The organism is Shinella kummerowiae, from assembly GCF_009827055.1.
Taxonomy (GTDB): domain Bacteria; phylum Pseudomonadota; class Alphaproteobacteria; order Rhizobiales; family Rhizobiaceae; genus Shinella; species Shinella kummerowiae.
The window spans coordinates 91,012-115,602 of the sequence record NZ_WUMK01000002.1 but is presented as its reverse complement, the minus strand read 5'-3'; the positions used below and the strand labels follow the sequence as shown (position 1 = coordinate 115,602).

The window sequence follows — 24,591 nt, the reverse complement described above, 5'->3', positions numbered from 1 at the left end:
TCAAGGAGGGTCAGGCTGCCTGCCGCTCTTCTTCCTTTTCCTTCAACTGGATTTGTCCGGCCGCCGCGAGGCGGATGGCTTCCTGCGTGATCGAGCGACGGGCAATCGCCACTTCGCGCGGGTTGACGCCCTGGTCGCCGGCGGCGAGATCGGATTCGATCATGCGGCGCTGGCGTGCGCCGATGCAGGCGAGGATTGCTTCGCGCAGTTCCATCGTCGTGCCGCGCAGCGCGGAGGTGATGATGTCGCCGGAGACGTCGTTGAACAGCGAGACGCGGCTCTTCTGCGGCATGTAGAGCACGTCCTCGAAGAGGAAGATCTTCGGGCGCACCTTCTTGACCGATTCGGTCGAGACCGTTTCGAGCGAGGCGAGCATTTCGTCGACCTGCGACTTCTCCAGCTCGTTCATGAGATCCGCGACCTTGTTGGTGCCGACCGCGTTGCGATCCGCGTCCAGCGCGTTGATCATCTCGATGACGCGCGCCTCGACGATCGCGGTCGCCTTCGGGCTCGCGTCCTTCAGGTTGACCGTCCGGTTGATGATGTCGGCGCGGCGGTCTTCCGGAATCTCGAGCAGCACCTTGGCGCCGAAGGCGGAAGGCATCATCGACAGGATATAGGCGATCGTCTGCGCATGTTCATTGAGCAGGAATTTCGCGACGAAGACCGGATCGGCATCCTGCAGGCGGTCCCAGATCGTCGTCTCGAAGGCCTGGAAGGCGGCGCGGCGGCCCAGCAGGCCATCGACTTCGTCCGGCGTCAGGCCCTCTTCGAGAATGCCTTCCATCATCTTGGCATTGTCCATCAGCCCCGCACCTTCGGTGAACAGGTCTTCGAACTCGTTGACGAGGTCGATCAGCTCATGGGGCGGGATGGCGCGCAGGTTCTGCGCGGCGGCGATGATCGCCTGGAGTTCGCTCTGGGTAAAATACTTCAGCAGCTTGCCGGCAACACCCTTGCCCATGGCGAGAAGGACGGCTGCTGCCTTCTCAACCGGCGAAAGCGGTGTTCCAACCGCTGTCGAGGTGCCGAAATTTTCGAAATCCATCATGGATCATCCTCCTGAAACCTCAGCGGTATCAGACCTTGCGTGTACTCTTCACTTCGATGAGCTTCACCCCGAAGCGGGTGTCGTCGTTTTCAAGAACAGTGATTTCGCCCCGGCCGATCACGCGGCCGTTGACCATGACCTCGACGGGTTCACCGATGCGCCGGTCAAGCGCGATCGTGGCACCCTCGCTGAGGTTCATGAGGCTGGAGACCTGCATCTGCGACGAGCCCAGAACGATCTGCAGATCGATCGGGATGTTCATGATGAGGTCCATGTTGGACTCGAGCGCGCTGCCCGGCTTCGAGGCTTCGCCAAGGTCCGCGGAGAAATCGTTGCCAGCACCGAAGTCGGAGCCGCCGAAATCCGACCCGCCGAAGCTTGTGTCGGCGCCGAAATCGGATGTCGCGCCACCGCCGAAGTCGGAGCTGCCGAAATCGCCGCCGAAAGCGGCGAGCGGGTCGCTGTCCGTGGTCGCGGGCAGGCCTGCGCCCATTGCGCCGGAAGCAGCATCCTTCTGAAGAACGCCGCGCAGGTCGTCGATCGCCTGCTCCAGTTCCTGGTCGCCAGCGTTGAGGGAAGGCGTCATGTCGTCAAGGGGTGTTTTCTTCGGTGCCATATGACCACTATTCCATTCGAAACTTGCCTGAGGCGTTCCGCTCGACAGGCTTAATGCCTAAACTATCCGATGATGTGCTGGAGAATGTCGTCCTCCGAGCCATAGGTATCCTTGACGCGAACCGTGTAGCGGGCGCCGGACCGGCCGAATTCGCAAACATAGAGATTGCGGCCGTTGGCGTTCACCTCCACGCGCACGTCCCCCGATTCGTTGAACGGAATGATGTCACCAGCCTGAAGCCGGCTGATCGTGTCGAGCGTCTGCGCTTCGAGGCGGATGCGCGCCTCGAGCGTCACCTTCGAGCGGCGGACCTGCTCGCCGAGCTTTTCGCTCCACTCGACGCGGTTCTTCGGCGCGTTGGCGGGCCGGGGTGCGGCGACGGTCGATTTCAGGAGAACGCTCTGCGGAATGATGACGTGGAAGGTCGAGAGCACGGGCCCGATGCCGACCGCCATGTTGACCATGGCGACAAAGCTGTCGTCCGATCCGTCTTCCGCGGGCTTGCGCGTCTCGGCATTGTGCGACGGGCCGAGGAAGGGCTCGTAGCTGTTCGCATCGGTGACGGCGGTCTTCAACACGCTGGAAATGCGGTCAAACATCATGGCGGCGAGATCGAGCTCGATCTTGGACAGCGGACGCGCTTCCGGATCCTCGATCGAATCGCTGATGGCGCCGAGCATGTTCTCGACGAGCGTGATAATCATCGGGCTGTCGCAGATCAGCGTGAAGCGCTCGCACCAGTCGCGCAGCGACGCGTCGCAGCACGCCATGGCGCCGCCGAGGCCGGCAACCAGCGGACCGTATTTGCCGGTCTCGAAGCCGGCATAGGAAACCGCGACCTCGAAGCCGAGCTCGCTTTCCAGCATGTCCGGCAGGAATTCGGCGAAGACGTCGCCAAGGCTGGCGCAGAGCTTGGAGATCGTCGCCTGGTCGCCGAGCCGGCCGGTGAGGCGGGCGAGAACGATCGGGTCCATGGCGGGCGGTGCTGTCACGGTCGCGTCTCTCATCTGTTAGGCCGCCTTCGATCCGCCGCCCGGGTTCATCATTTCCTGCTCGACCGCGTCGATCGACGGGCGCTCGTAGGAGGAGATGGTCTTGCGGCCATATTCCAGCGCCACCTGGGGCACGGAGCCGTTCATATAGGCGAGCAGCGTCTGTTTCACGATGATGTAGAGACGGTTCTGCTTCTCGCGCACGACCTTGATGTTGGTGGTGATGGGCGTGACGATCGAATAGGACAAGAACACGCCGAGCAGCGTGCCGACGAGGGCGGCAGCGATCTTGCCGCCGAGGATTTCCGGGCTCTCGTTGATGGCGCCCATGGCCTTGATAACGCCGAGAACGGCCGCGACGATACCGATGGCCGGGAAGGCGTCGCCCATCGTGTTGAGCGCGTTATAGGGCTTCATCTTGTCGCGCGTGATCGTCTGGATTTCCTCGTCCATCAGCGCCTCGATCTCGTGGCTGCGGGCATTGCCGATGATGATGAGGCGCACGTAGTCGCAGATGAAGGCCGTCAGTTCCTTGTTGGCGAGAACCGTCGGCGCGGACTGGAAGATCGTCGACTCGGCCGGATTGTCGATATGCGCTTCGATCTCGTTGCGCGATTTCGTGCGCAGATCCCGCATCAGGCTGTAAAGCACGCCGAGCGTATCGAGATAGTGACGCTCCTTGGGAACCTTGTGCTTGAAGGCTTCGCCAAGCGCCTTTCCGGTCTCCTTGATGACCTTCATGGTGTTGGCGACGATGAAGCCGCCGATCCCGGCGCCGCCGATGATGAGGAGCTCGAAGGGCTGGTTCAGCACCTCCAGGTGCCCGCCCATGGCCATATAGCCGCCGAGGACGCAGCCGAAGGTAACGATAAGACCGATGACGATGTTCATGAGCGCTGGTGTCCCGACACAATTCTGACCCTTCTGGAAGTACGGCTCCAGCCTTGCGTGAAGCTGTACCTAACGCCAGGTTTACGGATCAGGTTCGCGCAAGCAAAACGCCGCAGGATCATGGCTCAAAACGGGCAATCGTGCCCTCTTGCACCTTGATCGGCGGCCAATCGTGACGACCACCTATACAAGCTACAAGCTGATTACCGCTGACCTCCAGACCTCGCTGAGCCGCGTTTCGGAGCAGCCGGACGTCAAGCGGGAGACGGAGTATTACCTGTCGAAGATCGGCAGCGTGAAATCGGTCGACGACTTCTTCGCCGACAGCCGGCTTTATAACTACGTCATGAAGGCGCACGGCCTGGAGGATATGGCCTATGCCAAGGCCTTCATGCGCAAGGTGCTGACGGAAGGCGTCGACGACAAGGATGCCTTCGCCAACCAGCTCACCGACACGCGCTACAAGGCCCTGGCGGAATCGCTCAATTTCGCCAAATACGGCGAGTTCGCCACCACCTTCGAGCGCGCCCAGAAGGGCATGGTCGACAAATATACCCGTCAGACGCTGGAGATCAGCGCCGGCGAGGACAATACCGGCGTTCGGCTCGCGCTCTATTTCGAGCGCATGGCCTCCACCGTCACCTCGGGCTATTCGATCATCGCCGACGACGCGCTGGCGCAGGTCGTGCGCACCGCCTTCCAGCTTCCGGCGGAATTCGCCGCGACCGACATCGACCGCCAGGCGGCCTATTATGAAGAGATGCTCGACCTCGAGGACTTCAAGGACCCGTTGAAGGTCGGAAAGTTTCTGGAGCGCTTCACCGCGATGTGGGAACTGGAAAACCCGTCCGGTAGCTATGACCCGCTGACGGCCTTCCAGTCGTCGAGCCTCACCGGCATTTCGACCGACCTGCTTCTATCCATCAACAATCTGAAACTCGGAGGTCGCTGACATGCAGACCGGGCTCTATGTATCGCTTTCGTCCCAGCTTGCGCTCGACCGCCGCCTGACGACCCTCGCAGACAACGTCGCGAACTCGACGACCGTCGGTTTTCGCGCCACGGAAGTGAAGTTCAACCAGGTGGTCAGCGACCAGAAGGTTGCCGACGTCGCCTTTGTTTCGCAAGGCAACGAATTCCTCTCGACGCGCGCCGGCGGCATGACCGAGACCGGCGGTACGCTGGACTTCGCCATCAAGGGTGACGCCTGGTTCCAGGTGGAGACGCCGTCCGGCCCGACGCTGACGCGCGACGGTCGTTTCACGCTGACCGACGCCGGCGAACTGGTGACGCTCAACGGCTATGCCGTGCTCGACGCGGGCGGCGGGCCGATCCAGCTCGACGCCGCCAACGGGCCGATCCTGCTCAGCGCGGATGGGCAGCTCAACCAGAACGGCCAGCCGATCGCCGCACTCGGCCTCTTCTCGGCGGATTTGTCCGGCGGTTTCACGCGGGCCGGCAACAGCGGTATCATCACCACCATTGCGCCGGAACCGGTGGTCGATCGCCTCGATGCCGGCGTGGTGCAGGGCTATGTCGAGGAATCCAACGTCAACGCCATTGGCGAGATGACGCAGCTCATCCAGGTCACCCGCGCCTTCGAAAGCATCGCATCGCTGCTGCGCGATAGCGAGGAATCGATGAACGAGGCGGTGCGCACGCTGGGTGGAAGCCGGTAAACGATCATGGCGGCGACAGAAAACAGGACACCGAACAGACCCGAAGGCGGCCGCATGCTCAATGCGCTCGCCGGCCTTGTGAAGCGCTACTCTTCGCCGGAATTCTCCGTCGTGCACGGTGGTCATGTCCAGACGATCGCCGCCGGCAACTACACGGTGAGCGGCCTGTCGCGCCATGTGCGGCTTGGCGAATTCGTCGCGCATCGCAGCCCGACCGGCATCCATCTCGGTGAGGTGGTGCGTGTCGAGCCGGATTCGGTCGTCGTCTGCCCGATCGAGCCGGGCGAGCCGATCAGCATCCACGACACGGTCATCCGCAAGGGCGCTTTCCGCGTCGCGCCGACAGCCTCCTGGTGCGGCCGCACGATCAATGCGCTGGGCGAGCCGATCGACGGGCTCGGCCCGCTTCTGCAGGGAGACGATCGCCGGTCCATCCACAATTCCGCGCCGCCGTCGATGACGCGCAAGCGCGTCGAGAAGGGGTTCAGCACGGGCGTTCGGGCGATTGATATCTTTGCGCCGCTCTGCCTTGGCCAGCGTCTCGGCATCTTTGCCGGCTCGGGTGTCGGCAAATCGACGCTGCTGTCGATGCTGGCGCGGGCCGACGCCTTCGACAAGGTCGTCATCGCGTTGGTCGGCGAACGTGGCCGTGAAGTGCGCGAATTCATCGAGGATACGCTCGGCGACAACCTTTCCAAGTCCGTCGCGGTCGTCGCGACCAGTGACGAGAGCCCGATGCTGCGCAAGATGGCGCCGCTGACCGCCGTCACCATTGCCGAACACTACCGCGACCAAGGCGACAATGTGTTGCTCATCATCGACAGCGTCACGCGTTTCGCCCATGCGATCCGCGAGGTGGCGACGGCTTCCGGCGAACCGCCGATCGCGCGTGGCTATCCGGCCTCGGTTTTCACGGAACTGCCCCGCCTGCTCGAACGCGCCGGACCGGGCGCGGAGGGATCCGGCTCGATCACCGCGATCATCTCGATCCTCGTCGACGGCGACAACCACAACGACCCGATCGCCGATTCGACGCGCGGCATTCTGGACGGGCACATCGTGATGGAGCGCAGCCTCGCCGAAGAGGGGCGCTATCCGCCGATCAACCCGCTCGCCTCGATTTCGCGTCTCGCCCGCAAGGCCTGGACGCCGGACCAAGAAAAGCTGGTCTCGCGCCTGAAGGCGCTGATCCATCGCTTCGAGGAGACGCGGGACCTGCGCCTCATCGGCGGCTATCGCCCGGGCGGTGATCCCGATCTCGACATGGCGATCAAGCAGGTGCCGATCATCTACGAGGTTCTGAAACAGACGCCGAGTGAACGGCCTGCGGCCGATTCGTTCTCCGACCTTGCCATGGCGCTGAAGAACGCGGCCGGGCAAGGCGGTGCGCCGGCACGAGGAAGGGGATGACAGTGACGGATTTCGACGCGGACGAGAGGGTCCAGCCGATCAAGCGGCCGCAGAGCGGGCGCTACAGCACCAGCGACAAGGTGCTCGCTGGCGCCGGCGTGCTGCTGGCTGCCGGGGCGGCCTTCTTTCCCTGGTATGTCTTTCTCAATCCGGGCAAGTTCGCGGTACCCGCGCTCTGGGAGGGCAAGACGCGCGACCTGCCGGAGACGGCGGCCAAGGAGGTGATGAGCGTTTCGCCCGCCGCCATGATCGACAATGACAACACCCCACCGCTCGAAAGCGTCGACCCTGTCGCGACCGCCACCACGGCCGGCGGCAGCACGGAAAAGACGCTTGGTGCGCCGGTCGATACCGGCCTCGACCAGCCGCTGCCGGCAAATTCCGGCTTCCGCCTCATGCATGTGGCAAACGGCAGGGCACTGATCGAGGACGCGCGCGGCATGTACATCGTGCGCGTCGGCTCGATCCTACCGGACAACAGTCGCCTGGCGACACTCGAACAGCGCGACGGTGCCTGGGTCATCGTCACGTCGAACGGCGACATCGTCAAACGCAACTGAGGCAAGGCGGCTCGCCTCGCCTCCGAATCGGCCGGTCCGCACTGTCGCGGCCTGCCGACCGCTCGCGGCCGAAAAGGCCGCTCGAGCACTTTATTTTCCCGGGAATTCAGCGGCTTGCGCATACCCCGCCACGGGAGCAAGTCCCACGCAAGATTGGCTCCGTAGGTTCATCCCGAACAAGGATGGAGCTTGTCATGCAACCGATACAACTGTTTGAACTGGCATCGAAGCAAGCCGATTGGCTCTCAGTCCGCCAGAGTGTGGTTGCAGGCAACATCGCCAACGCCAACACCCCCGGGTTCAAGGCGAAGGACGTCACTCCCTTCCAGGCGGTGCTCGAAACCACGGGCATCCGCATGGCAGCGACGCAGCCGGGCCATTTCACCGAAAGCGAAATGGCAAGCCGCGTCATCGAAACCAAACCCACCGAAGAGATCGGCGTGCAGGAGTCCGGCAACACTGTCGGCATTGCCGAGGAACTCATGAAAGAGGGCCAGGTCAAGCGTGATTTCGAGTTGAATGCCGGCCTCGTAAAGGCCTTTCATCGCATGATGCTGATGACAGTCAGAAGGTAAAAAATGGATCCGCTCGTAGCTTCAATGAAAGTCGCGGCCTCGGGACTTGAGGCGCAATCTACCCGCATTCGCATCGTTTCGGAAAACCTGGCGAACGCCCGCTCCACCGGCGATACGCCCGGTGCTGACCCGTTCCGCCGCAAGACCGTGACCTTCGCCTCCGAGCTCGACCGGGCGACCGGCGCCTCGCTGGTCCAGGTCGAGCGCCTCGGTGTAGACGAGGGCGCGTTCTCGACCGAATACGACCCCGGCAATCCGGCGGCAAACGAGCAGGGCATCGTCAAGATGCCGAACGTCAACATGCTGATCGAAATGGCCGACATGCGGGAAGCCAACCGTTCTTACGAAGCCAACCTGCAGAGCATCAAGCAGTCACGCGATCTCATCAGCGCGACCATCGACCTCCTGAGGGCATCGCAATGATCGAGAGCATCAAGGGCGTCAACTCGCTCTTTTCCACCGGCGCCCTTTCGAGCGTCACCAACGACACCTCCAGCACCGCATCCCCTGCCGTCGCGCAGGGCACCGGTACGGGCATGAGCTTCGCCCAGGTGATGGGTGACATGGCGACGGAAGCGACCAATTCGCTCAGACTAAGCGAAACCAAGTCCTTCGAAGCCATCCAGGGCAAGGCGACGACCCGCGAAGTGGTCGACGCCGTCATGAACGCCGAGCAGACGCTGCAGACCGCCATCGCCATCCGCGACAAGGTCGTCACCGCCTATCTCGAAATAGCCAGAATGCAGATCTGAGGACCGGACATGAAAGCCCTTGCCATCGCCGCCACCGGCATGAACGCGCAGCAGACCAACCTTGAAGTCATCGCGAACAACATCGCGAACATCAACACGACCGGCTTCAAGCGCGCCCGCGCCGAGTTTTCCGACCTGCTTTACCAGACGGAACGCGCCGCAGGCGTGCCGAACCGCGCCAACCAGTCCGTCGTGCCGGAAGGCGCAATCGTCGGTCTCGGCGTGAAGACCGCCGCCGTGCGCAACCTGCACCTCCAGGGCGGCTTGACGAGCACGGGCAACTCCTTCGACCTCGCCCTGATCGGCCGCGGCTGGTTCCAGATCGAGGCGGCGGACGGCTCCACGCTCTATACCCGCGCCGGCGCCTTCAACACCAATGCCGATGGCCAGCTCGTCACGCTCGACGGCTACACGGTCGTGCCCGGCATCACCGTGCCGCAGGATGCGACGGAAGTCACCGTTAGCAAGTCCGGCCAGGTCTTCGCGACGGTCGGCGGCGACCAGCAGGACCTCGGCCAGATCACGCTGGCGAATTTCGTCAATGAAGCCGGCCTCGAGCCGCTCGGCGAAAACCTGTTCCGCGAAACCGCCGCCTCCGGCCCGGCCAATGTCGGCGCACCGGATGAAGCGGGCTTTGCCTACATCCAGCAGAATTACCTCGAAGCCTCCAACGTCGACCCGGTCAAGGAAATCACCGATCTCATCTCGGCGCAGCGTGCCTATGAGATGAACTCGAAGATCATCCAGGCGGCGGACGAAATGGCGGCCGTGGTCAGCAAGAACCTGAGATAACAACGGAATACGGGGAACATGATGTTTCGCCTGACAGCAGCTCTTCGCAGAGGAAAGACCGTCTCGGCCCACGGCCGTGCCGCCTTGCTCGCGCTCATCGGCCTGTTCGTGGCCGATGCCGCGCTTGCGGACATGCGCACCGCCGTCGTGCCGAAGCGCATCATCTATCCCGGCGAGGAGATCCAGGCGGGACAGCTCGAGGAGGTCGAGGTCACCAACCCGAACCTCGTCAAAGGCTATGCCGAAAACATCAATGCCGTCAGCGGCCTGATTTCGAAGCGCACGCTGTTGCCAGGGCGCGTCATCCTCACCTCGGCGCTGCGCGAGCCTTTTGCGGTTTCCCGCGGCACCACCGTCCAGCTCGTCTTCGACAATGGTTCTTTGGTTTTGCGCGCCTCCGGCACGCCTTTGCAGGATGCGGCGGTCGGCGAACTCATCAAGGTCCGCAACAAGGATTCCGGCGTGATCGTCTCCGGTACGGTCATGGGCGACGGAACCGTGCACGTGGTGGCGAAATGATGCGTTCCCTTTTCCTCCGCGTGCTGACCACAGTCACCTGCCTCGCCCTTGCTGTCGGTCCGGCGCTGTCGGCCGCCCGCATCAAGGACATCGCCTCGCTTCAGTCGGGCCGCGAAAACCAGCTCATCGGCTATGGTCTCGTCGTCGGCCTTCAGGGCACGGGCGACAGCATGCGTTCGTCGCCGTTTACCGAACAATCCATGCGGGCGATGCTGCAGAACCTCGGTATTTCGATGGTCGGCACGCAGACCCGCGCCAAGAATATCGCGGCCGTGCTCGTCACTGCGAACCTGCCGCCGTTCTCCAGCCCTGGCAGCCGCATCGACGTGACCGTCGGCTCGCTCGGCGATTCGACGTCGCTGCGCGGCGGTACGCTCGTCATGACGTCGCTGACCGGCGCCGATGGCCAGATCTATGCGGTGGCGCAGGGCTCGATCGTCGTCACCGGCGTCAGCGCCGCGGGCGACGCCGCGTCCGTCCAGCAGGGCGTGACGACCGCCGGTCGCGTGCCGAATGGTGCGATCATCGAGCGTGAGCTGCCCTCACGCTTCAAGGATTCGTCCGACCTCGTTCTGCAGCTTCGCAATCCGGACTTCTCGACAGCGGTCGGCATGGCGGATGCGATCAATCGTTATGCGTCGGCGCAATACGGCTCGCCGATCGCCGAATCGCGCGATTCGCAGTCCGTCTACGTTGCCAAGCCGAAGATGGCGGACCTCGCCCGCCTGATGGCCGATATCGAAAACCTCGTCGTCGAGACGGATGTACCGGCGCGCGTCGTCATCAACGAGCGCACGGGAACGATCGTCATCGGCCAGGACGTGCGGATTTCGCCGGTCGCCGTCAGCTACGGCACGCTCACCGTGCAGGTCAACGAGATGCCACGGGTGGTCCAGCCGGAGCCGTTCTCCGACGGCGAGACGGCGGTCGAGCCGAACACCGACATCCTCGTCCAGCAGGACGGCGGCCAGGTCGCCATGCTTGACGGTTCCAGCCTGCGCTCGCTCGTCTCCGGTCTGAACAGCATCGGCGTCAAGCCGGACGGCATCATCTCGATCCTGCAGAGCATCAAGACCGCAGGCGCCCTCCAGGCAGAACTGGTGCTGCAATGAAGACCGAGCCCACGCTTTCCGCCGCCGCAAGGGTCCTGGCCCGCAAGCTTGCCTTGCCGGTCGCCGGCTTTGTCCTGATGGCCATTCCCGGCGCCTTTGCCGAAGAGCGTCCCGTCATCTCCACCACCAGCGCGAGTGCCGACGAAATCCGTGCATTCTGCACCAACATCGCCGATGCCGCGCGTGACCAGCGCTATCTCATCCAGAAGCAGGAACTCGAAACCCTTCAGAAGGACGTCGACGAACGCATCAAGGTGCTGGAGACCCGGCGTGCCGAATACGAGGACTGGCTCAAGCGCCGCAACGATTTCCTGAAGATGGCCGAGGGCGGCCTGGTCGAAATCTACCGGAAGATGAAACCGGATGCCGCAGCCGCACAGCTCGCCGAGATCAATCCGGAGATTGCTTCGGCGATCGTGATGAAGCTGCCGGCGCGCCAGTCGAGCAGCATTCTCGGTGAAATGCCTGCCGACAAGGCAGCCCTTCTCACCCGCATAATCGCCATAGCCGGCAAAGCGAATACGTCAAAGGATCCGTCATGAAGAAGACCGCCTCCGCCCTGGCCGTCGTGCTGGTTTTGACGAGCTGCTCCAGCCAGGCCATCAACGAAATCGGCAAGGCGCCGTCGATGAGTCCGATCGGCAGCGGCCTCAACTATGCCGAAACGCCGCAATTGGCAGCCTATCCGAAGCAGCCGCGCACCGCCGCCGCCGGGTATTCGATCTGGAGCGACCAGCAGTCGGCGCTCTTCAAGGATTCGCGCGCCTTCAAGGTGGGCGACATCCTGACCGTCAACATCCGCGTCAACGACCGGGCGACCTTCGACAACAAGACCGACCGCTCGCGCACCAACAAGAGCGGCATGAATCTCGGTTTCGGCGCCAGCGGCGATCTGCCCGATCTCGAAGGGAAGGGTGACCTGACCTACGGCTCGTCGACCAGCACCAAGGGTGACGGCACAACGGAGCGCTCAGAAAAACTGAACCTGCTCGTCGCCGCGGTCGTCACCGGCGTCATCGAGAATGGCAACCTGCTGATCAGCGGTTCGCAGGAAGTGCGGGTCAATCATGAGTTGCGTATCCTCAATGTCGCCGGCATCGTGCGGCCGCAGGATGTCGATGCCGACAACATGATCGCCTACGAGCGTATCGCGGAAGCCCGCATCTCCTATGGCGGTCGCGGACGCCTGACCGAAGTGCAGCAGCCGCCGTGGGGCCAGCAGGCCATCGATCTGTTCTCGCCGCTCTGAGGCGGACCAGCCCAACAACCCGGGAAGAAGCAAATGGCGGAAGAAGCACAGGGCGACGTCCCGGAGAAGAAGAAGCCGACGCTGGTCATCACCATCGCGGCCATCGCCGTGCTGACGCTGCTGGCCGGCGGCGGAGGCTGGCTCGTCGGCAACATGCTGGCGCCACCCCCCGCCGAAAAGCCGGCGGAAGAGGTGGCGAAGGCCGAACCTGCCGGCGGCGCGGAAGGGGAGGCCGGGCAGGACGTGCCCCACATCTCCACCGAGGCGAACGGTATCGTGCTGCTCGATCCGATCACCAGCAATCTTGCCTACCCGTCGGACAACCGCGTTCGCCTTGAAGTCGCGCTCATGTTCCGGGGCGCGCCGGACGTTGCGCTCGCCGAAGAAATCCACCAGGACATCCTAGCCTATATGCGCACGGTCTCCCTCCAGCAGGTGCAGGGACCGCGCGGTTTTCAATATCTCCGGGAAGACCTACAGGAGCGGGTTGACCTTCGGTCCGAAGGGCGCGTAACCAACGTCATGTTCCGGACCTTTGTGATCGAATGATTCGAGCCCTTCTGACCTTCGTCGCCATGATGGCGATGACCGGTATGGCCTACGCCCAGCAGCAGTTGCAGCTGCCGGACGGGCTTCTCAATGGGCAGATCGACGGCTCGGCCGCCTCCTGGATCATCCGCACCTTCGGGCTGCTCACCGTCCTTTCGGTCGCGCCGGGCATCCTCATCATGGTGACGAGCTTTCCGCGCTTCGTCATCGCGTTCTCGATCCTGCGCTCCGGCATGGGGCTTGCCACCACGCCGTCCAACATGATCCTCGTGTCGCTCGCGCTGTTCATGACCTTCTACGTCATGGCGCCGACCTTCGACCGCGCCTGGCAGAACGGCGTCGAACCGCTGATCGCCAACCAGATCGACGAAACGGAAGCCGCCAAGCGCATTGCCGAGCCGTTCCGCGAATTCATGGTGGCCAATACGCGCGACAAGGACATCGAGCTGTTCATTTCGCTTGCCGAAGAGCGTGGCCAGACGGTCATGCAGAACAATGTCGCGGACCTGCGCGTCGTCATCCCGGCCTTCATGATCTCCGAAATCCGTCGCGGCTTCGAAATCGGCTTCCTGGTCGTTCTGCCCTTTCTCGTCATCGACATGATCGTCGCCACCATCACCATGGCCATGGGCATGATGATGCTGCCGCCGACCTCGATTTCACTGCCCTTCAAGATCCTGTTCTTCGTGCTCATCGATGGCTGGAATCTGCTCGTCGGCAGTCTCGTGCGGTCCTTCAGTTAGACCCCCTTAACCATACAGATTTACCCGTCGTTCACCCTGTTTCTCAGCGGTTTGCGCCCCCTTGCCCGATTTAAGAAGTTGGCAAGGATTGGCTGCGAGGTTTGGGCTCACACGACGGGTTTGGTATCCCTTCAGGTCTCTGGAGAAACCGAGTTGGCATGACGCCGAACCGCCGTAACCGGTAAGTTTTTTAGTCCGGTATGTCCCCCATCAGTATTTCGTTCAAAGGGACAAACAGAATGTCGAGCATTCTCACCAACACCTCTGCCATGGCAGCTCTCCAGACGCTGCGCACGATCAACAACGACATGGAAACGACGCAGGGCCGCATTTCGTCCGGCCAGCGCGTTGGCGCGGCCAAGGACAACGCTGCCTACTGGTCGATCGCGACCACCATGCGTTCCGACAATGCAGCCCTTTCCGCTGTTCAGGACGCCCTCGGCCTCGGCGCCGCCAAGGTTGACGTCGCCTACGGCGGTGTCGAAGCTGCCATCGACGTCGTCAAGACGATCAAGCAGAAGCTCGTCACCGCAACCGAGCAGGGCGTTGACAAGGTCAAGGTCCAGGAAGAAATCACCCAGCTCCAGGACCAGCTGAAGAGCATCGGCGCTTCCGCCACGTTCAACGGCGAAAACTGGCTGGCCGGCGGCTCCGCTGAAACCACCGTTGTCACGGGCTTCGTGCGCGGCGATGACGGCACGGTCAAGGTCACGACGGCTACCTACGACTCGGCTGCAAACGCCCTGTTCGGCGCCTATGACCCGTCCACCGGCGAAGTCGACGACAGCACCGGTTACCTGGCCGACACGCTCGCTATCGAGCTGACCGACGCCACGACCGACGCCGAAGTTGCCGGCCACCTCGACACGATCGAAACGGCTCTGACCAACCTTGCCAAGGCTGGTTCGAACCTGGGCTCGCTCTCCATGCGCATCGGCCTCCAGGAAGACTTCGCTTCGAAGCTGACCTCTGCTCTCGACAAGGGTATCGGCCGTCTGGTCGACGCTGACATGAACGAGGAATCGACCCGCCTGAAGGCTCTGCAGACCCAGCAGCAGCTCGCTATCCAGTCGCTGTCGATCGCGAACTCCAACTCGCAGAACATCCTCTCGCTCTTCCGTTAATAGACGGACGGGAAACGGCGCGGAGGCTGACCCGCGCCAGACCCCAAAGGAAAGGCCGCACCCGGAAACGGGCGCGGCCTTTTTTATTTTTTTTGGCGCGAAAGAATTCCTTAACTTTATTGCGGTTTTCTGGGGACATCGAAACGGTGGGTTAACCAAAAAACTTAACCGGTTGGCAGGCATGATGCTGACCACCGTTCCCCGGTAACATCCGGAATGCCCTTCCTCAGTCAGCCACTCAAGGGGCACTTTTAACATGACCAGCATTCTGACCAACGTCGCGGCAATGTCCGCGCTCAATACCCTGCGCTCTATCGGCAGCGCCATGGAAACCACGCAGGGCCGCGTCTCGTCCGGCATGCGCGTCGGTGAAGCCGCCGACAACGCCGCCTATTGGTCGATCGCTACCACCATGCGCTCCGATAACATGGCGCTTTCCGCCGTTCAGGACGCCCTCGGCCTCGGCGCCGCCAAGGTAGACACCGCCTATGCCGGTATGGAAGCCGCCATCGACGTCGTGAAGGAAATGAAGAAGAAGGTCACCGCGGCAACCGAACAGGGCGTCGACAAGGCCAAGGTTCAGGAAGAAATCACGCAGCTCCAGCAGCAGCTGGTCTCGATCGCTTCGGGCGCCGCCTTCAACGGCCAGAACTGGCTCGTATTCGACAGCACCGCTGCCGACGCAGTCGCAGACAAGACGATCGTTTCGGGCTTCGTTCGCGACGCTGGCGGCACGGTCAAGGTCAACACCACGGTCTACACGCTCGACGAACTGACCGCCGATGGCCAGAACGTTCTGTTCGGCACGGTCGACACGTCCGACCACACCCAGAGCGCCGGTGGTATCCTCGGCACGGCTGGTGACGACATCGACCCGACCGGCAACACCTACACCATCACCGACACCGTCGTGACGCTCGACATCTCGGCCTTCGACGACGCAGAAATGGCTGAAGCCCTCAACCTGACGGAAGCCGCCATCCAGCTGATGACCAAGGCTGCTTCGCAGCTCGGTTCGATCTCCATGCGCATCGACCTGCAGGAAGACTTCGCTTCCAAGCTCATCGACGCCATCGACAGCGGTATCGGCCGCCTCGTCGACGCCGACATGAACGAAGAATCGACCCGCCTCAAGGCCCTGCAGACCCAGCAGCAGCTCGGTATCCAGGCCCTGTCGATCGCCAACTCCTCGGCCGAAGGCATCCTCACGCTCTTCCGTTAATCGGAAGAGGAGGCTCGAACCCTTCGCATTATTCAGAAGGCCCCGGTTTTGCCGGGGCCTTCGTCGTTCATGGGCAGGCGCCTTAGAGCGGCGCGTGCAGGAAGGTCGCCATTGCAGCATTCTCTGCCTTCCGGGCGAGATAGAGCCTGGCGGTATCGAGCGCCTCGCGGATGGTCACATCCATGTCGAGATAGCGGTATGTGCCGAGCCGCCCGACAAAGGTGACGCCGCTTTCCTGTTCGGCGCGGGCGACATACTCGGTGAGCTGCGCCTTCTCCTCGACCAGCCGGATCGGGTAGTAGGGGATGTCCTGCGGTTCGCAGGCGCGCGAGAACTCGCGGTAGCAGACGGAGCCGGCATGCTCCTCCCAGGGCGAGAAATGTTTGTGCTCGGTGATCCGGGTATAGGGCACGGAAACGTCGCCGTAGTTCATCACCGCACAGCCCTGGTAGTCGCCGTCATAGGTGAAGCGCTCGAAATCGAGCGTGCGATAGCCGAGCCGGCCAAGCTCGTAGTCGAAATAGCCGTCGAGCGGTCCGGAATAGAAGACGTGGGCGTAGTCCTCGGCGGCATCCCGATTAAACACGGTGTCCAGCGTCACCGTGATGTTGGGATGATCGAGAATGCGCTCGATCATGTCCGTATAGCCGTTTTCCGGCATGCCCTGGTATTTGTGGAAGAAATAGTTGTCGTCGTAGTTGAAGCGTACCGGCAACCGCTTGAGGATCGACGCCGGAAGCGCTGTCGGCGAGCAGCCCCATTGCTTCTGGGTGTAGCCCTTGAAGAAGGCCTCATAGAGGTCGTTGCCGACGAAGCGCAGCGCCTGCTCCTCGAAGGTCTGCGGATCGGTGATCGTCTTGTCCGCCTGGTCCTCGAGGAAGGTGCGGGCCTCGTCCGGCCGGAAGGTCTTGCCGAAGAACTGGTTGATCGTGTGCAGGTTGACCGGCAGCGAATAGACCTGACCGCCGCTCGTCGTCTTCACGCGGTTCTTGTAGGGCATGAAGGTCGTAAAGCCATTCACATAGTCCCAGACCTCGGTGTCGTCGGTGTGGAAGATGTGCGGGCCGTAGATGTGCACCATCACGCCGGTCGCTTCGTCCCGTTCCGTGTGGCAGTTCCCGGCAATGTGGCTACGCGAATCGATGATCTCGACCTTGTAGCCCTCCTGTGCGAGCTCGCGACCGATGACGGCGCCGGAAAGCCCGGCGCCTACAATGAGGATTTTCTCTTTCACACCCATGCCAATCTGTCCTGAATTGAACCTGTCGCGTCAGCCTGCGGCCCGCAGCCGTGGTGCATCTGCCGGAAACAGCCGGTCGCGCATCAAGACTTCGTAGGCTTCGATCAGCGCGGTTGGATCCCAGCCGCGCTCCTGCGGGCCAAAGCTCAGATGGCTCACCATGAAGTCGGAATAGATCGCGGACGGCCGCTCCAGGAAGGTCGGCACGCCGATGGTGAGGGCGTGTTCGTCATCGCCCTGCGGCAGCGCCATGTGGCGCAGGTCGCGCCCCAGCCAGGCGATGAAGTTGATCGACTGCCGTTCGGTCCAGTCGACGACGGGCTCGGGGAGGGGCAACGCCGCGCCGCCGGTGCTAAGGAAGAAGGCATGCAACTGCGTCGCGCGTTCCGCGCTCTCCCAGAGAGAGCCGCCAAAACCGCCCGGCGGCCTTTCGAAATCGCCGACACTTGCCGGAATGGAACCCGCCTGCTGCTGGAAGTAGGCGCATACCCCATTGTTCACGACGTTTGCCGACACGACGAAGTAGTGCGGATTGGCACGGCGGAACTGGATGAAGCCATCCAGCTTGTCGATGTCGAGATAGACGATGTCATCGTCGCACTTCAGGAAGACGGCGTCGGCGAAGGCGTCGATCCGTGTCGCGTAATATTCGTAGGCCTGGAAATAGGGCAGCTGCTCGCGCGGATTGCCGATATAGCGCCGGGTCCGGGCATTGACGTCGCAGAGTTCCAGATCGGCGCCCCAGCCGCCGCGAATGAGAACCGACGCGCCGGCGCCAAGGTTCAGCTCCGGCCAGGTGCCGATCGTCGCATCGTTGATGCGCAGCGTCGGCACGCCCGCCGAATCGAGCATCAGCACGACCTCATTGGGCTGTCCCGGAGACAGGGCGCCCGGCGTCGGCTTGATCCAGAGATTGGCCTGGTTGTCCCGGTCGAAATTCTGCAGCTGGTCGCGCGTGATCTTGCGCAGCGCCGAATGGGTGTTTTTCCAGCCGCCGACCACGATCTCGTAGCACTCCTGCGACCGATCGTTCGGAACGATCGCGATGTGCAGGTCGTGACGGATCCGTGCGCTCGTGCGGAAGGAGGCCTGCGGCGTGACGGTCCCTGCTGTCTGATACGGCACCTTCGAGCCCATATAGCGGGCAGGGCCGAATTCCCGGGTCACCCAGGCGTAGTCGTCGTCCGCGCGGGTGAAATCCCAGATATGCCACTCGTCGATGATCCCGAGATCCAACGCCCGTCGGACGTATTGGGTCAGGATTTCCATCCGTTTCTGCCGTCCGGCAAAGGTCACCAGGATAACTGGGGTCATGCTGTCCTCGTCATTCAGAATTGTCGATCACTGCCACGCTGACGACCGCCGGATGGTTATACGGCAGCGGTCCAGAGGCGAGCGTCGGGTGAAAGTGGTGCGAAGTCGTTCAGGATGGAAAGCTGCGCGCGGTAGCGCTGCCTGTAGGCCTCGTCGTCTTCGAAATCGATATTCGCGGCTGCAAGCTCGGCACCCACCTCGTAGTAGAGGTCGAGGTTGCGCAGGTCCGGCACGGGCGTCTCGCCACGCTCCGCTTCGCCCTGCATCTGCCAGAACAATTCTTCGAGCCGGCGGGCAAGGGCCGGCATGTCGCGCAGCGCGCAGGTTTCCCGTTGCTGCAGGAGCGAAGCCTTGACCGCGGCAAGACGCGCCGGATCCTTCGCGAAGGCGACCGCCTGGTGCACGTAGTCGTCCGGGCTCTTGCAGACGAGTTCGGGAATGCCGGCCGCCACGACGATGCTGGCGCAGAAGCGCGAGGCGAAACTCTTGCCCGCGACGGTCAGCACCGGCAGACCCTGGGTGATGGCGTCGGCGGCGGTAGAATGCGCGCCATAGGGGAAGGTGTCGAGGAACAGGTCGGCAAGGCCGATGCGGGCGAGATGATCCGGGTTCTGGGTCTTGCCGGCAAAGATCAGCCGCTCCGGCGCGACGCCCGCCTGTTCTGCCATCTGTTTGACGCGCTCGTTGACGCTGTCATCGCCGACCAGCAGCCACAGCACGCTGCCCGGCGTGGCGGTGAGGATGGCCATCCAGCGGGCAAAGCAGTTGGCGGTGATCTTCTGCATGCCGTTGAAGCTTGCGAAGACGAAGGCGTCTTCCGGCAGGCCGACCGCCGCCCGGGTCGGGCGCGGGTTGACGGTGCGCTTGCGGTCCACCGGCTGATTGCAGGGGATGCGAAGCACCTTCTCGGTATAATACAGCTCATTTTCCGGCGGCACGATCTGGTCGTCGGCGATCATGTACTGGTGATACGGGCTGGCCATCGTTCCGGGATAGCCGCAGAAATTCACGATCACCGGGGCCGGGCGATAGGCGAAGATTTTCGTGCGGGCGTGTTTGGTATAGCCATTGACGTCGATCAGCACGTCGATCTCGTCGGCGACGATCTGCCGGGCCGCGTCGATGTCACTCAACTTGGTAATGTCGCACCAATGATCGACCGCAAGCTTGATGCGCGCCTGCGTCTGGTCGAGCACGACCGGCTCGCCGCAATAGTATGCGAAGACCTCGACATTGGACTTGTCGTGCAGTTCGAGCAGCTCGCTCAGCGCAAAACCAACGGCATGCTGGCGCAGGTCGGAGGAAACGTAACCGACGCGCAGGCGCTGGCCGGTTCCGCTCTTGTGGCGCACGGGCTTGCGCACGAAAGCCTTGAGATCGGCCGGTCGGCCGACGGTCGCCTGGCAGTAGCGGTGCGCCTTGGCCATGTGAAAGAGGGGATCATCCGTGTAGCAGGCGATCGTCATGGAGGACATCGCGTCCATGAACTGCCGCGAGGTGATGTGGGTCGACGGCGCGACGACCGGCCATTTGCACTGGCGCATACGAAGCGAAATCCAGTGCTGGGCGGCCTCGGTACGCGAGGGCTGCAGCTCCATGGCCTGCCAGAGGGCGGCTTCCGCCTCTTCGAGATTGCCGGTTGCTTCCAGAACACGGCCGATATGCTGGAGGCTCAGCAGACGGTTGTTGATCTTGTCGGGCGTAATGTCCGCCGTCGCATCCGCAAAGGTGCGCCATTGCTGGACGGCCTGCCCCGTCAGGCCGCAATCCTCCAGCGTCCGCCCGAGATTGATATGGGCCTGGCCGAACTGCGGGCTCATCCGGATCGCCGCGCGCAGGGCGTGGATCGTCGCGGCGGTGTCCCCCGCCTTGGAAAGCGATACCGCGAAATTGAAATAGGCGAGATGCAGCAGCGGATTGGTGTCGTTGAAGGCGATCCAGGTCTTGTAGAGCTCGATGGCCGGCAGGGTGGCGCCGCCAGCGGCAAGGGCTTCCGCGGTCTGGAACAGCTCGGCGAGCGAAAGCTGCTGGTTGCGGGCGCGCCCAAGCAGGTTGAGGAGCGGTGCGTTCGGATCAGGAACGATGGGGGTGCTGACGGTCATGGACATCCTGCGGCAAGTGGCCTGCTGGCCGGGCTGTTGAACGACTCGCAAAGGAGCTCGTTTGCCTTGCTATCGGAGTTGTCTTGCGTCGGGCTGATCGTTTTTCGCGGCGGGGATGGCGTGGGGTGCGGGTTCGTGTGCCCCATGCCCAAAAGAAAAGCGGCGCGGTAAGAACCGCGCCGCCAGTTTTCGGGATCGATCGTCCGGATCAGACGTCGTTGTAGGCTGCGATGATCGCTTCGACCTGCGAGCTGTTCAGCGCGCCGATCTGCTGGCTGGTGAAGGCCCGCGCCTGTTCCGAGCTCAGGGCACCGATGTCCTCGGTGGAGAGGCCCGGCAGTGCCTTGACGTTGATTGCGGCGATCTCGTCCGACGTGAAGGTCGCGATCTCGTCCGAAGCCAGCGCATCGAGTGCGGCAGAGCTGAGCGCCGCGATCTGCGTGCTCGTCAGAGCCTCGACCTGGTCGGAGGTGAGCGTTGCGACCTGGGCCGTGCTGAGGGCTGCGATCTGCGTGCTCGTCAGGGCTGCGACCTGGTCGCTGTCGAGCGACGAGATGGCGTCGGTCGTGAGCGCTTCGATCTGCTTGGCCGTCAGGGCGACGATGTTGTCGGAGGTCAGACCGTCAACCTGGTCGGAGGAGAGGACGCCGATCTGTGCCGTTGTCAGCGAGGCAAGCTGGCCGGTGCTCAGGGCGCTGATCTGTTCGCTGCTGAGGAAGGACACGATGTCGGTCGACAGGCCGGCCAGAACCTTGGTGCTGATGGCGGCGACTTCGTCAGACGAGAAGGTACCGATCTCGTCAGAGCTCATCGTGCCGAGCGCTGCGGCGCTGAGGGCTGCGATCTGCGTGCTCGTCAGGGCGTCGACCTGGTCCGACGTCAGGGTTGCGACCTGCGCGGTGGTCAGGGCGGCAACCTGCTTGGAGGTCAGGGCTGCGACCTGGTCACTTTCCAGCGATGCGATCGCATCAGTGGTCAGAACTGCGACCTGGGTGGCAGTGAGGGCCGTGATCACGTCGGAGCTGAGACCGTCGAGCTGATCGGAGGTCAGGGTTGCGACCTGCGCAGTGGTCAGAGCGGCAACCTGGGCAGAGCTCAGGGCTGCGATCTGATCGCTGGCGAAGTTCCCGATGGCAGCGGTGGACAGAGCGGCCAAGACCTTGGTGCTGATGGCGGCGATTTCATCAGAGGTGAACTTACCCAGTTCTTCGGAGGTCATCGTGCCGAGTGCCGCGGCGCTGAGGACGGCGATCTGGTCGCTGTCGAGAGCTTCGACCTGGTCGGAGTTCAGCGAGTCGATCTGAGCAGAGGTGAAGGATGCAACCTGCTTGGCCGTGAGGGCGGCGATCTGGTCGCTGTCGAGCGACGAGATTGCGTCGGTCGTGAGCGCTTCGATCTGCTTGGCCGTCAGGGCGACGATGTTGTTGCTGGTCAGACCATCGACCTGATCGGACGTCAGGACGCCGATCTGGGCTGCGGTCAGGGCTGCAACCTGCTTGCTGCTGAGAGCGGCAATCTTGTCGCTGTCGAGGTTGGCGATGGCAGCGGTCGAAAGGGCAGACAGAACCTTGGTCGAGATGGCTGCGACTTCATCGGACGTGAAGGTCGCGATCTCGTCGGAGGACATCGTGTTCAGCGCTGCGGCGCTGAGGGCTGCGATCTGCGTGCTGCTCAGAGCCTGGACCTGGTCGGAGGTCAGTGCGTCGACCTGGGCGGAGCTCAGGGCTGCGACCTGCTTCGACGTCAGGGCTGCGATCTGGTCGCTTTCGAGCGATGCGATGGCATCGGTCGTGATCGCCGTGATCTGCTTGGCGGTCAGGGCAATGATGTTGTCGGTCGACAGGCCGTCCAGCTGATCGGAGGTCAGAACACCGAGCTGGGCGTTGGTGAGGGCAGCAACCTGCTTCGACGTCAGGGCTGCGATCTTGTCGCTGTCGAAGTTTGCGATCGTTGCGGTGGACAGGCTGGACAGCACCTTCGTGGAGATGGCGGCGACTTCGTCAGATGTGAAGGTCGCGATCTCGTCGGAGGACATCGTGTCGAGCGCCACGGCACCGAGGGCCGCGATCTGCGTGCTGGTCAGGGCCTGAACCTGATCGGAGGTCAGGGCGTCGACCTGGCCGGTCGTCATTGCAGCCACCTGCTTGGCCGTCAGGGCAGCCACCTGGTCGCTTTCGAGCGATGCGACGGCATCAGTCGTGAGCGCCGTGATCTGCTTGGCGGTCAGGGCAACGATGTTGTCGGAGGACAGGCCGTCGAGCTGATCGGAGGTGAGAACGCCGATCTGGGCGGTGGTGAGGGCGGCGATCTGCTTGCTGTTCAGGGCGCCGATCTGTGCGCTGTCGAAGTTTGCGATCGTGGCGGTCGAGAGGGCCGACAGGACCTTCGTGCTGATTGCGGCGACTTCGTCAGACGTGAAGGTCGCGATCTCGTCGGAGGACATCGTGCCGAGTGCCGCTGCGCTGAGGGCCGCGATCTGGACGCTGTCGAGGGCGTCGATCTGGTCGGAGGTCAGGACGTCGACCTGGGCAGAGGAGAGGGCAGCGACCTGCTTGGCCGTCAGGGCAGCGATCTGGTCGCTGTCGAACGATACCAGCGCGTCGGTCGTGAGCGCCGTGATCTGCTTGGCGGTCAGCGCGGCGACGTTGTCGGAAGACAGGCCGTCGATCTGATCCGACGTCAGGACGCCGATCTGGGCGTTGGTGAGAGCCGCGACCTGCTTGGAAGTCAGGGCAGCGATCTTGTCGCTGTCGAGGTTTGCGATGGTCGCCGTCGAGAGGCTCGAAAGAACCTTGGTGGAGATGGCTGCAATCTCATCGGAGGAGAAGGTTGCAATTTCTTCCGAGGTCATCGTGCCGAGTGCGTCGGCGCTCAGCGCTGCGATCTGGGTGCTGCTCAGAGCGGCAACCTGGTCGGAGTCGAGGATGGCGACCTGTGCGGTCGAGAAGGCTGCGATCTGCTTGGCGTTCAGGGCGCCGATCTGGTCGCTGTCGAGCGATGCGACGGCATCGGTCGTGAGCGCCGTGATCTGCTTGGCGGTGAGAGCGGCAACCTGGCCGCTTGTCATGCCGTCGATCTGGTCCGAGGTCAGGACGGCGATCTGCGCGCTGGTCAGCGATGCGACCTGCTTGGTGCTGAGGGCGCCGATCTGATCGCTGTTGAAGTTTGCGATGGCGGCGGTGGAGAGGCTTGCCAGAACCTTGGTGGAGATGGCGGAGACTTCATCCGAGGTGAAGGTGCCGATTTCGTCCGAGGTCATCGTGCCGAGGGCGGCCGCGCTGAGGGCTGCGATCTGCGTGCTCGTCAGGAGATCGACCTGATCGGAATTCAGCTGGTTGATCTGCAACGTGCTGAGCGCGTTCATCTGCGCCGAGGTGAGGCCGCCGATGTTGGTGGAGCCCAGCGCATCCATCTGCGAAAGGGTGAGGCCGGTGATGGCGGCGGCGGTGACGGCGCTGATCTGGGTCGAGGAGAAGGCCGCGAGGTCTTCGGTTTCGAAAGCCGCGATCTGCGTGGAGCTCAGCGCCTTGATCTGCGTGCTCGTGAGAGCTGCGACGTCGGTTGTGGTGAGGTTCGCGATCGCGGTCGACGAGAGCGCCCGGATCTGGTTGATCGAAAGAGATGTGACGATTGAAGTCATGAACGCGCCCTTGATGGTTGGCTGACCACAAACGTCAATGCCCTGCGAGTCGCAGCGCAAAGGGCCTGTTCGGCGCCTTTACGGCATACTCAGCATGTCCCTGCGCTTGCTGCAGCGTTGGACGTCCCCCCGGACCCGTCATTGGCTTCGCAATTCGGGTGTCCTCGCGGACGATAACTTGTTTTCATGGAACATGACTCGAACGAGCCAGCGTATCGGAAGGGCATCATGCTTCCAGAGCCAGAAGGCGGCTCCGATCCCCACGCCAGTGGTTGCAGGCCCTATACGGGTAGAAGTCCTACAACTAAGCAAAGTTCTAAGCAGGAACCTCTAATAATGCGTTAATGAGATGCAACACATCCTTGCAATTCCAAAAGCGGCCTGACCTGAAACGGAACGGTCGTTTGCCAAAATCGCACGGTATCGTGCCACTTACAGGCAGGGCGTGTCATGGTTTTG

General features: G+C 62.8%; 24 protein-coding genes. 16 read left to right on the top strand and 8 right to left on the bottom strand.

Annotated features, from left to right (window positions below; translation table 11 throughout):
- Window positions 1-10 precede the first annotated feature (10 nt).
- From fliG to motA, 4 genes are all read right to left on the bottom strand, one after another.
- Window positions 11-1,051: a flagellar motor switch protein FliG gene (gene fliG / locus GR138_RS04990; RefSeq protein WP_160857535.1), complete on the bottom strand. Its 1,041-nt coding sequence runs from the start codon at window positions 1,049-1,051 to the stop codon at window positions 11-13.
- A gap of 28 nt (window positions 1,052-1,079) precedes the next feature.
- Window positions 1,080-1,667: a flagellar motor switch protein FliN gene (fliN, locus tag GR138_RS04985; protein ID WP_160857534.1), complete on the bottom strand. Its 588-nt coding sequence runs from the start codon at window positions 1,665-1,667 to the stop codon at window positions 1,080-1,082.
- A gap of 62 nt (window positions 1,668-1,729) precedes the next feature.
- A complete protein-coding gene (locus tag GR138_RS04980) occupies window positions 1,730-2,674 on the bottom strand; it encodes a FliM/FliN family flagellar motor switch protein (RefSeq protein ID WP_160857533.1) in 945 nt (314 codons plus the stop codon).
- A 3-nt stretch (window positions 2,675-2,677) separates the two neighbouring features.
- Window positions 2,678-3,550 carry a flagellar motor stator protein MotA gene (gene motA, locus GR138_RS04975; RefSeq protein WP_160857532.1) on the bottom strand — a complete coding sequence of 291 codons (873 nt, stop codon included), beginning with the start codon at window positions 3,548-3,550 and terminating at the stop codon, window positions 2,678-2,680.
- A gap of 172 nt (window positions 3,551-3,722) precedes the next feature.
- Here motA and GR138_RS04970 point away from each other — a divergent pair, with 172 nt between their 5' ends.
- The 16 genes from GR138_RS04970 to GR138_RS04895 all read left to right on the top strand — a co-directional run bounded on the left by GR138_RS04970 (window position 3,723) and on the right by GR138_RS04895 (window position 15,836).
- Complete coding sequence (locus tag GR138_RS04970) at window positions 3,723-4,502, top strand: DUF1217 domain-containing protein (protein ID WP_160857531.1); 780 nt, start codon at window positions 3,723-3,725, stop codon at window positions 4,500-4,502.
- 1 nt (window position 4,503) lies between these two features.
- Window positions 4,504-5,229 carry a flagellar basal-body rod protein FlgF gene (flgF, locus tag GR138_RS04965; protein WP_160857530.1) on the top strand — a complete coding sequence of 242 codons (726 nt, stop codon included), beginning with the start codon at window positions 4,504-4,506 and terminating at the stop codon, window positions 5,227-5,229.
- Between the two features lie 6 nt (window positions 5,230-5,235).
- Window positions 5,236-6,639, top strand: a complete 1,404-nt coding sequence (fliI, locus tag GR138_RS04960; protein ID WP_420853612.1) for a flagellar protein export ATPase FliI — start codon at window positions 5,236-5,238, stop codon at window positions 6,637-6,639.
- On the top strand, window positions 6,636-7,199 hold the full coding sequence (locus GR138_RS04955; RefSeq protein ID WP_202402525.1) for a flagellar protein: 564 nt from the start codon (window positions 6,636-6,638) through the stop codon (window positions 7,197-7,199). The genes fliI and GR138_RS04955 overlap by 4 nt, the downstream gene beginning before the upstream one ends.
- A 194-nt stretch (window positions 7,200-7,393) precedes the next feature.
- A complete protein-coding gene (flgB, locus tag GR138_RS04950) occupies window positions 7,394-7,774 on the top strand; it encodes a flagellar basal body rod protein FlgB (RefSeq protein ID WP_069061516.1) in 381 nt (126 codons plus the stop codon).
- Window positions 7,775-7,777: 3 nt separating this feature from the next.
- Entirely contained in the window at window positions 7,778-8,197 is a 420-nt protein-coding gene (gene flgC / locus GR138_RS04945; protein ID WP_160857528.1) for a flagellar basal body rod protein FlgC, read from the top strand.
- Window positions 8,194-8,526 (top strand): flagellar hook-basal body complex protein FliE, encoded by a 333-nt coding sequence (gene fliE / locus GR138_RS04940; protein WP_160857527.1) that lies wholly within the window; start codon window positions 8,194-8,196, stop codon window positions 8,524-8,526. The genes flgC and fliE overlap by 4 nt, the downstream gene beginning before the upstream one ends.
- A 9-nt stretch (window positions 8,527-8,535) precedes the next feature.
- Window positions 8,536-9,318 carry a flagellar basal-body rod protein FlgG gene (gene flgG, locus GR138_RS04935; RefSeq protein ID WP_160857526.1) on the top strand — a complete coding sequence of 261 codons (783 nt, stop codon included), beginning with the start codon at window positions 8,536-8,538 and terminating at the stop codon, window positions 9,316-9,318.
- 18 nt (window positions 9,319-9,336) lie between these two features.
- Window positions 9,337-9,837, top strand: coding sequence for a flagellar basal body P-ring formation chaperone FlgA (flgA, locus tag GR138_RS04930; RefSeq protein WP_160857525.1), 501 nt, complete (start codon window positions 9,337-9,339; stop codon window positions 9,835-9,837).
- Window positions 9,837-10,949: a flagellar basal body P-ring protein FlgI gene (locus GR138_RS04925; protein ID WP_160858049.1), complete on the top strand. Its 1,113-nt coding sequence runs from the start codon at window positions 9,837-9,839 to the stop codon at window positions 10,947-10,949. Before flgA ends, GR138_RS04925 begins: the two co-directional genes overlap by 1 nt.
- Window positions 10,946-11,491 carry a MotE family protein gene (locus GR138_RS04920; RefSeq protein WP_160857524.1) on the top strand — a complete coding sequence of 182 codons (546 nt, stop codon included), beginning with the start codon at window positions 10,946-10,948 and terminating at the stop codon, window positions 11,489-11,491. The genes GR138_RS04925 and GR138_RS04920 overlap by 4 nt, the downstream gene beginning before the upstream one ends.
- Window positions 11,488-12,198 (top strand): flagellar basal body L-ring protein FlgH, encoded by a 711-nt coding sequence (gene flgH, locus GR138_RS04915; RefSeq protein WP_160857523.1) that lies wholly within the window; start codon window positions 11,488-11,490, stop codon window positions 12,196-12,198. The genes GR138_RS04920 and flgH overlap by 4 nt, the downstream gene beginning before the upstream one ends.
- A gap of 33 nt (window positions 12,199-12,231) precedes the next feature.
- The gene (locus GR138_RS04910; protein WP_160857522.1) at window positions 12,232-12,747 is read left to right on the top strand and encodes a flagellar basal body-associated FliL family protein; all 516 of its coding nucleotides are present in this window, start codon (window positions 12,232-12,234) and stop codon (window positions 12,745-12,747) included.
- Complete coding sequence (gene fliP, locus GR138_RS04905) at window positions 12,744-13,490, top strand: flagellar type III secretion system pore protein FliP (RefSeq protein ID WP_160857521.1); 747 nt, start codon at window positions 12,744-12,746, stop codon at window positions 13,488-13,490. The genes GR138_RS04910 and fliP overlap by 4 nt, the downstream gene beginning before the upstream one ends.
- A gap of 239 nt (window positions 13,491-13,729) precedes the next feature.
- Window positions 13,730-14,614, top strand: coding sequence for a flagellin N-terminal helical domain-containing protein (locus tag GR138_RS04900; RefSeq protein WP_160857520.1), 885 nt, complete (start codon window positions 13,730-13,732; stop codon window positions 14,612-14,614).
- 256 nt (window positions 14,615-14,870) lie between these two features.
- Entirely contained in the window at window positions 14,871-15,836 is a 966-nt protein-coding gene (locus GR138_RS04895; protein ID WP_160857519.1) for a flagellin N-terminal helical domain-containing protein, read from the top strand.
- Between the two features lie 82 nt (window positions 15,837-15,918).
- Here GR138_RS04895 and glf read toward each other — a convergent pair whose 3' ends face one another.
- The 4 genes from glf to GR138_RS04875 all read right to left on the bottom strand — a co-directional run bounded on the left by glf (window position 15,919) and on the right by GR138_RS04875 (window position 24,132).
- Window positions 15,919-17,076, bottom strand: a complete 1,158-nt coding sequence (glf, locus tag GR138_RS04890; RefSeq protein WP_160857518.1) for a UDP-galactopyranose mutase — start codon at window positions 17,074-17,076, stop codon at window positions 15,919-15,921.
- A 30-nt stretch (window positions 17,077-17,106) separates the two neighbouring features.
- The gene (locus tag GR138_RS04885; protein WP_160857517.1) at window positions 17,107-18,390 is read right to left on the bottom strand and encodes a DUF6250 domain-containing protein; all 1,284 of its coding nucleotides are present in this window, start codon (window positions 18,388-18,390) and stop codon (window positions 17,107-17,109) included.
- A 56-nt stretch (window positions 18,391-18,446) separates the two neighbouring features.
- Window positions 18,447-20,492, bottom strand: coding sequence for an O-linked N-acetylglucosamine transferase, SPINDLY family protein (locus GR138_RS04880; RefSeq protein WP_160857516.1), 2,046 nt, complete (start codon window positions 20,490-20,492; stop codon window positions 18,447-18,449).
- Window positions 20,493-20,700: 208 nt separating this feature from the next.
- Complete coding sequence (locus GR138_RS04875; RefSeq protein WP_160857515.1) at window positions 20,701-24,132, bottom strand: beta strand repeat-containing protein; 3,432 nt, start codon at window positions 24,130-24,132, stop codon at window positions 20,701-20,703.
- Window positions 24,133-24,591: the final 459 nt, after the last annotated feature.

Bases quoted from the DNA above. Each gene is read 5' to 3' on its own strand.
- GR138_RS04895 (WP_160857519.1), top strand. From the start codon at position 14,871: ATGACCAGCATTCTGACCAACGTCGCGGCAATGTCCGCGCTCAATACC.
- GR138_RS04885 (WP_160857517.1), bottom strand. From the start codon at position 18,390: ATGACCCCAGTTATCCTGGTGACCTTTGCCGGACGGCAGAAACGGATG.
- GR138_RS04880 (WP_160857516.1), bottom strand. From the start codon at position 20,492: ATGACCGTCAGCACCCCCATCGTTCCTGATCCGAACGCACCGCTCCTC.
- flgB (WP_069061516.1), top strand. From the start codon at position 7,394: ATGCAACCGATACAACTGTTTGAACTGGCATCGAAGCAAGCCGATTGG.
- flgC (WP_160857528.1), top strand. From the start codon at position 7,778: ATGGATCCGCTCGTAGCTTCAATGAAAGTCGCGGCCTCGGGACTTGAG.
- GR138_RS04980 (WP_160857533.1), bottom strand. From the start codon at position 2,674: ATGAGAGACGCGACCGTGACAGCACCGCCCGCCATGGACCCGATCGTT.
- flgA (WP_160857525.1), top strand. From the start codon at position 9,337: ATGATGTTTCGCCTGACAGCAGCTCTTCGCAGAGGAAAGACCGTCTCG.
- flgG (WP_160857526.1), top strand. From the start codon at position 8,536: ATGAAAGCCCTTGCCATCGCCGCCACCGGCATGAACGCGCAGCAGACC.
- GR138_RS04875 (WP_160857515.1), bottom strand. From the start codon at position 24,132: ATGACTTCAATCGTCACATCTCTTTCGATCAACCAGATCCGGGCGCTC.
- GR138_RS04925 (WP_160858049.1), top strand. From the start codon at position 9,837: ATGCGTTCCCTTTTCCTCCGCGTGCTGACCACAGTCACCTGCCTCGCC.
- GR138_RS04920 (WP_160857524.1), top strand. From the start codon at position 10,946: ATGAAGACCGAGCCCACGCTTTCCGCCGCCGCAAGGGTCCTGGCCCGC.
- fliG (WP_160857535.1), bottom strand. From the start codon at position 1,051: ATGATGGATTTCGAAAATTTCGGCACCTCGACAGCGGTTGGAACACCG.
- GR138_RS04955 (WP_202402525.1), top strand. From the start codon at position 6,636: ATGACAGTGACGGATTTCGACGCGGACGAGAGGGTCCAGCCGATCAAG.
- glf (WP_160857518.1), bottom strand. From the start codon at position 17,076: ATGGGTGTGAAAGAGAAAATCCTCATTGTAGGCGCCGGGCTTTCCGGC.
- fliE (WP_160857527.1), top strand. From the start codon at position 8,194: ATGATCGAGAGCATCAAGGGCGTCAACTCGCTCTTTTCCACCGGCGCC.
- fliI (WP_420853612.1), top strand. From the start codon at position 5,236: ATGGCGGCGACAGAAAACAGGACACCGAACAGACCCGAAGGCGGCCGC.
- flgH (WP_160857523.1), top strand. From the start codon at position 11,488: ATGAAGAAGACCGCCTCCGCCCTGGCCGTCGTGCTGGTTTTGACGAGC.
- fliP (WP_160857521.1), top strand. From the start codon at position 12,744: ATGATTCGAGCCCTTCTGACCTTCGTCGCCATGATGGCGATGACCGGT.
- motA (WP_160857532.1), bottom strand. From the start codon at position 3,550: ATGAACATCGTCATCGGTCTTATCGTTACCTTCGGCTGCGTCCTCGGC.
- fliN (WP_160857534.1), bottom strand. From the start codon at position 1,667: ATGGCACCGAAGAAAACACCCCTTGACGACATGACGCCTTCCCTCAAC.
- flgF (WP_160857530.1), top strand. From the start codon at position 4,504: ATGCAGACCGGGCTCTATGTATCGCTTTCGTCCCAGCTTGCGCTCGAC.
- GR138_RS04910 (WP_160857522.1), top strand. From the start codon at position 12,232: ATGGCGGAAGAAGCACAGGGCGACGTCCCGGAGAAGAAGAAGCCGACG.
- GR138_RS04900 (WP_160857520.1), top strand. From the start codon at position 13,730: ATGTCGAGCATTCTCACCAACACCTCTGCCATGGCAGCTCTCCAGACG.